6 protein-coding genes are annotated in these 5,536 nt (G+C 72.6%); 2 read left to right on the top strand and 4 right to left on the bottom strand.

From position 1 onward, the window contains the following. Positions 1 to 35 precede the first annotated feature (35 nt). Both GUY60_RS33435 and GUY60_RS33430 read left to right on the top strand, forming a co-directional pair. A complete protein-coding gene (locus GUY60_RS33435) occupies positions 36 to 770 on the top strand; it encodes a PIG-L deacetylase family protein (RefSeq protein WP_161704755.1) in 735 nt (244 codons plus the stop codon). Positions 771 to 852: 82 nt separating this feature from the next. Then, positions 853 to 1,686 carry an enoyl-CoA hydratase/isomerase family protein gene (locus GUY60_RS33430; protein ID WP_161704754.1) on the top strand — a complete coding sequence of 278 codons (834 nt, stop codon included), beginning with the start codon at positions 853 to 855 and terminating at the stop codon, positions 1,684 to 1,686. Between the two features lie 38 nt (positions 1,687 to 1,724). On the opposite strand, the gene GUY60_RS33425 is transcribed toward GUY60_RS33430, so the two are convergent. The 4 genes from GUY60_RS33425 to GUY60_RS33410 all read right to left on the bottom strand — a co-directional run bounded on the left by GUY60_RS33425 (position 1,725) and on the right by GUY60_RS33410 (position 5,336). Further along, positions 1,725 to 2,615 (bottom strand): SDR family oxidoreductase, encoded by an 891-nt coding sequence (locus GUY60_RS33425; protein ID WP_161704752.1) that lies wholly within the window; start codon positions 2,613 to 2,615, stop codon positions 1,725 to 1,727. 61 nt (positions 2,616 to 2,676) lie between these two features. Then, a complete protein-coding gene (locus tag GUY60_RS33420) occupies positions 2,677 to 3,144 on the bottom strand; it encodes an SRPBCC family protein (protein WP_161704751.1) in 468 nt (155 codons plus the stop codon). A 49-nt stretch (positions 3,145 to 3,193) separates the two neighbouring features. Continuing rightward, entirely contained in the window at positions 3,194 to 4,132 is a 939-nt protein-coding gene (locus GUY60_RS33415; protein ID WP_161704749.1) for a sigma-70 family RNA polymerase sigma factor, read from the bottom strand. A 10-nt stretch (positions 4,133 to 4,142) separates the two neighbouring features. Continuing rightward, the gene (locus GUY60_RS33410; RefSeq protein WP_161704747.1) at positions 4,143 to 5,336 is read right to left on the bottom strand and encodes an NAD(P)/FAD-dependent oxidoreductase; all 1,194 of its coding nucleotides are present in this window, start codon (positions 5,334 to 5,336) and stop codon (positions 4,143 to 4,145) included. Positions 5,337 to 5,536 lie beyond the last annotated feature (200 nt).

Genomic DNA, 5,536 nt, shown 5'->3' with positions numbered 1-5,536 from the left:
CCACCACCCCCACCAGCCCCGCATAACCTCCCCGTATGACCGATCAGCTGAAGCCCATGCCCGAGGACTGGCAGCGCGCCCTCGCTGTCGTCGCCCACCCCGACGACCTGGAGTACGGCTGCGCCGCAGCCATCGCCCAGTGGACGGACGGCGGCCGGGACGTGACGTATCTGCTCGCCAGCCGCGGCGAAGCGGGCATCGACACCCTCCCGCCCGCCGAGTGCGCGCAACTGCGCGAGCGCGAGCAGCGAGCCAGCGCCGCCGTGGTGGGCGTGACGAAGGTCGAGTTCCTCCACCACCGCGACGGCGTCATCGAGTACGGCACCGCCCTGCGCCGCGACATCGCGGCGGCCGTCCGGCGCCACCGGCCCGAACTCGTCATCACCCTCAACCACCGGGAGAGCTGGGGCGCCGGCACCTTCTGGAACACCCCCGACCATGTCGCCGTGGGCCGCGCCGCCCTCGACGCGGTGGGCGACGCGGGCAACCGGTGGATCTTCCCCGAGCTGGCCGAGAAGGGCCTCGAACCGTGGAACGGGGTGCGCTGGTCCGCCATCGCCGGCTCGGACGCCGCCACCCACGCCGTCGAGGTCAGCTCCGGATTCGAGCGGGGCGTGCGCTCGCTCCTGGAGCACCGCGTGTACATCGAGGCGCTCACGGACAAGGACCCGGAGGAGTACGCACGCGAGGTCCTGAACTTCTCCACGTCGATGGCCTCCGACCGCTTCGGCGGCCGCCCGTCCGTCGCGTTCGAGGTCTTCAACCGCTGAGCCCCGGCCGCTACCCTGACCACCCGCCCCGCCTGACAACCCGTCAGGAACCGGTGGGCGTACGGCAGGGGCAGGGGGCGGCGTGATCGACACCATCGGCACGGACATCCCGGAGGGTGAGGAACGGCTGCGCCTGCATGTGGCCGACGGCATCGGCCACCTCACCCTCTGCCGCCCCCGCCAACTCAACGGCTGGAGCTGGGAGTCCACCCGCCAACTCGGCATCATGGCCGACCGGATCCGCTTCGACGACTCCGTCAGGGTGGTCCTGCTGCGGGCCGAGGGCCGGGCGTTCTGCGCGGGCATCGACGTCACCGCGCCGGGCGGCGCCATCACCGGCCGCTCCCCGGCCGAACGCACCCGCAACTACTACGAGGGCATCCGCTGGGTGCACCGGCGCTTCGCCGACTTCGCCGGTCTTCCGCAGCCGATCGTGGCCGCCGTGCAGGGCTACTGCCTGGGCTTCGGCTTCGAGCTGGCGCTGATGGCGGACGTCCGGATCGCTGCGGACGACGCAGTGTTCGCGCTGCCCGAGGCGCAGCTCGGCGTCGCCGTCGACGCGGGCGGAGACCTGCGCATCGCCCGTGAGGCGGGCGCGGGCTGGGCCAAACTCCTCGCCCTCACCGGCCGCCGTATCGACGCTACCGCGGCGGAACGCCTGCACCTCGTCCAACAGACCGTACCCACCGAGGAGTTGGCGAAGGTCGCCCTCGCCACGGCCACCGAGATCGCGGCCAACGCCCCGCTCGCCGTGCAGGCCATCAAACGCGACATCGACACCTTCGCGGACGCGGGCCTCACCACCGCCCTCGACCACACCGCCATGTCCGCCGCGATCACCCTCACCTCGCAGGACGCACGCGAGGGGTACGCGGCCAAGGCGGAGCGGCGGGAGGCGCGGTTCGACGGGACATAGGGCAGGGGGTACCCGGTGTCCCGCGCGCCGGTCGCCCCTCACAGCCTGAAATCCCCCCGCCCCAACTGCTCCCGCACCGGCACCACCGGTGCCCCCACCGCGTCCCGGCGCTGCCAGTTCGCGCCGTCCACGACCAGGGTGTGACCGGAGATGAAGCGCGCGTACGGCGAGGCCAGGAAGGTGGCGGCCCAGCCCAACTCGCGGGGCGCGCCCACGCGTAGGGCCGGTTGTCGCGCGTCCCGGTCGTCGCGTGCCTGCTCCAGGCCCGCCCGGATGTCGTCGGTCATGTCGGTGTGCGGCATCAGGCCCGGCACGAGCCCGTTCACCCGTAGTCCGTACGGGCCCCACTCCACGGCGAGCGTCTCCACCAGGTTCTTCACGCCCGCCTTGGCCGCCGCGCTGTGCGCGAAGCCGGGGCCGCCCGTCCAGGCGTAGGACGCGCCGACGTTCACGACCGACCCCGGGGCCCCGGCGGCCAGGTGGCGGCGGCCGAACTCGCGGGTCATGTAGAACGTGCCGTTGAGCGTGATGTCCACGACGGTGCGCCAGGCGTTCGGTGACATGTCCTCGGCGGGCACCGGGAAGTTCGCGGCCGCGTTGTTGATCAGCACGTCCGGGAGTCCGAGCGTCGACTCGGCCCGGTCGAAGACTCCGGCTACGGCCTCCGGGTCCCGGATGTCGCACTGACAGGTCGTCACTTTGCCGCCCAGGGCGCCGAGTTCGGCCTCGGCGGAGCTCAGGTGCTCCTGCTTGCGGCTCGCGATCACCAGGTCGGCGCCGAGCCGGGCGAATTCGGCCGCGACCGCCTTGCCGAGCCCGGTGCCGCCACCGGTCACGAGGACCACGGAGCCGTCGTACGTACCGGGCGGCAGGGCGCCGGCGCCCAGCGGGGGAGGAGCGGGCAGGCCGGGAAGCGCGGAGTCCGTCATGCGCGCATGGATAGCGGTCCGGCGCGCAAAGGTCCATGGTCCCCGCCCAGGAAGACGCTCCCTAGTGCGCCGCTTCCACGTATGCGGCCAGATGCGCCAGCGAGGACGCGATCCCCGCCTCGTGGTCGGCCTGCCCGATCCCGGGCGGTACGCCGGTGGCGGTCACGGTGACCTCGGTGCCGTGGCCGGTGCCGGTCAGGTTCCACGTCATCGTCATGGTGCCCGCGTACGCCGGGTCGTCCGCCTCGAACTCGGCCTGCTGCACCACGAGTTCAGGCTCCACCAGGTCGACGAACCCGACCTCGACTACGTCCGTGGCCTCCGATGTCTTGCCGGGGCTGCCGGTCGGGTCGAGGTACGTGAGCACCATCCGGAACCCGCCACCGGGACGGGGGTCCCAGCGCTCGATCCGGCCGCTCATGTCGTCCGGCGGCAGCCAGGCCTCCAGTGCCGCGCGGTCGAGGAGCGCGCCGTACACGGCGGCCGGTGACGCGGCGATCAGCCTGCTGACGCGGTCGGTCCTGGTCATGGCCGGAGTCTAGGCACCGAGGCGCACCGAGGGCTCGGGTCAGGTCCGGTCACCACGCGTCGACGACGGGCCCCTCCGGCTCGTACTGCCGCCAGGCCTCGGTCAGTCGCGTGAGCCGGTCCGCGGCGGCGATCCCGTACAGGGAAGCGACCTTGCCGTCGCTGATGTCGAACGCCACGGCGCCCACGACCCGGTCCTCCACCACCGCGACGACCGCGGGGGAGCCGTTGAGCAGCGCGATGTGGAACGCGGGGGAGCCCCCGGCCAACCGCCGCTTCGCCGCGGTGGGTTTGAGGCCGGCCCGTACGAACGAGGCGATCCGCTCGCGCGTCGTGTACCGCAGCAGCCGCCTGGCGAGTCCCGCGCCGTCCGAGACCGCGACCGCGTCGGCGGTGAGCATCTCCACAAGCCGGTCGGTGCGCCCCGACGTGGCGGCGGAGAGGAACTCCTCGACGATCCGGCGCGCGGACGCGGGGTCCACCTCGGTGCTGACGCGGCGCTCGGCGGTGACCCGGCGCCGGGCCCGGTGGGCGTGCTGCTGGCTCGCGGACTCGGTGATGTCGAGGATCTGTGCGATCTCGGAGTGGGGGTACGAGAAGGCCTCCCGCAGGACGTACACGGCCCGTTCGACCGGCGAGAGGCGCTCCATGAGGGTCAGTACGGCCATGGACACCGATTCGCGCTGCTCGAAGGTGTCGGCCGGGCCGAGCATCGGGTCGCCGTCGAGCAGAGGTTCGGGCAGCCAGGCACCGGCCGTACGCTCGTGCCGCACCTGCGCCGAACGGAGCCGGTCGAGGCAGAGGTTGGTGACGACCTTGGTCAGCCACGCCTCCGGCACCTCGATCAGCTCCCGGTCGGCGGCCTGCCAGCGCAGGAACGTGTCCTGCACGGCGTCCTCCGCGTCGGCGGCGGAGCCGAGCAGGCGGTACGCGAGCGAGGCCAGCCGGCTCCGGCCGGCCTCGAAGCGATCGATGGCTGCACTGTCCATGCGGCACACCCTAGGCGGTGACCCTCACACCGGCCGCGTCGGGCGCCGTGGTGGTCAGGCGGCGCTTGCGCTTCGGCATGCCGAAGGTCGGGTGGGCGATTCCGAACCAAGCCCCCTTCAGTACACCGGACTTGACCCGTACGGCGGGCTTGCCGCCCAACCACCAGGACTTCGCCCGGGCCTCACCGTCCACCACCTGGCAGATCGCGTCCCGGCGTCCGAGGCTGATGTGGTTGCCGAGGTATTTCAGGCCGACGGTCGGGACCTTGCTGTCCGTCAGGCGGGCGACGATCGCGGAGGTCGCCTGCATGTTGGTGAATCCGGCGGAGGCGCAGGACATCGGCAGCGGACGGCCGTTGTCGCCGATGGCGTACGCGCTGTCCCCGGCCGCGTAGACGTCCGGGTGCGAGACCGAGCGCATGGTGCGGTCGACGACGATCTGGCCGTTCGCCGCGACCTCCAGACCACTCGTGGCCGCGATCGGGTGCACCGCGAACCCGGCCGACCAGACGGTCACTTCGGCGGGGACGGCCGTGCCGTCGGCGGTGATCGCCCGGCCGGGCTCGACGGCCGCGATGTCGGTGTGCTCGTGGACGGTGATGCCGAGCCGGTCGAAGGCCCGGCGCAGGTGACGGCGGGCCTGCGGGGTGAGCCAGGCGCCGAGTTCGGCGCGGGCGGCGAGCGCGACGGAGAGGTCGGGCCGGGACTCGGCCAGCTCCGTGGCGGTCTCGATGCCGGTCAGGCCCTCACCGACGACGAGTACGGTGCCGCCCTCGCCGAGCCCGGCCAGGCGCTCGCGCAGCCGCAGCGCCGAGGACCGGCCGGTCACGTCGTAGGCGTGCTCGGCCACACCGGGAACACCGTGGTCGGCCACGGAGCTGCCGAGCGCGTAGAGAAGCGTGTCGTACACGAGCTCACCCGCGCCGTCCTCGTCGGTGACGGCGACGGTCCTGCGCTCCGGGTCGACACCGGTCACCCGCGCCAGGCGCAGCCGTACGGCGGTGCCCGCGAAGACGTCGGTGAGCTTGCGGACCTCGAGGTCCTGGCCGCTCGCGAGCTGGTGCAGCCGCATCCGCTCGACGAACTCGGGCACGGCGTTGACGACGGTGATCTCGGTGTCGGCGGGGGAGAGCCGGCGAGCCAGGTTCCCGGCGGCGTAGGCCCCGGCGTATCCGGCGCCCAGTACGAGGATGCGGTGCTTCATGACGTTGCTCCTGTCTCGTTCGCGTGCCCCTTGAACGGGATGGCGCCCCGATTCCTGACAGGGCTCCGGTGTGACGCCGGTCACGGGGCTGTCCTGGCTGTCCCGGCTGCCCTGCCCTCGCGCCCCGTGCCGTCTTGACAAGTCACCTTGCCGAAACTGCACTGAAGGCATGACGCGTACGCCCAGCACGCCCCGCACCC

Origin of the sequence: Streptomyces boluensis (assembly GCF_009908195.1) — a bacterium.
GTDB classification, from domain to species: Bacteria; Actinomycetota; Actinomycetes; order Streptomycetales; family Streptomycetaceae; genus Streptomyces; species Streptomyces boluensis.
This window is presented reverse-complemented; position numbering and strand designations above follow the sequence as displayed.

Bases quoted from the DNA above. Each gene is read 5' to 3' on its own strand.
- GUY60_RS33410 (WP_161704747.1), bottom strand. From the start codon at position 5,336: ATGAAGCACCGCATCCTCGTACTGGGCGCCGGATACGCCGGGGCCTAC.
- GUY60_RS33425 (WP_161704752.1), bottom strand. From the start codon at position 2,615: ATGACGGACTCCGCGCTTCCCGGCCTGCCCGCTCCTCCCCCGCTGGGC.
- GUY60_RS33415 (WP_161704749.1), bottom strand. From the start codon at position 4,132: ATGGACAGTGCAGCCATCGATCGCTTCGAGGCCGGCCGGAGCCGGCTG.
- GUY60_RS33435 (WP_161704755.1), top strand. From the start codon at position 36: ATGACCGATCAGCTGAAGCCCATGCCCGAGGACTGGCAGCGCGCCCTC.
- GUY60_RS33420 (WP_161704751.1), bottom strand. From the start codon at position 3,144: ATGACCAGGACCGACCGCGTCAGCAGGCTGATCGCCGCGTCACCGGCC.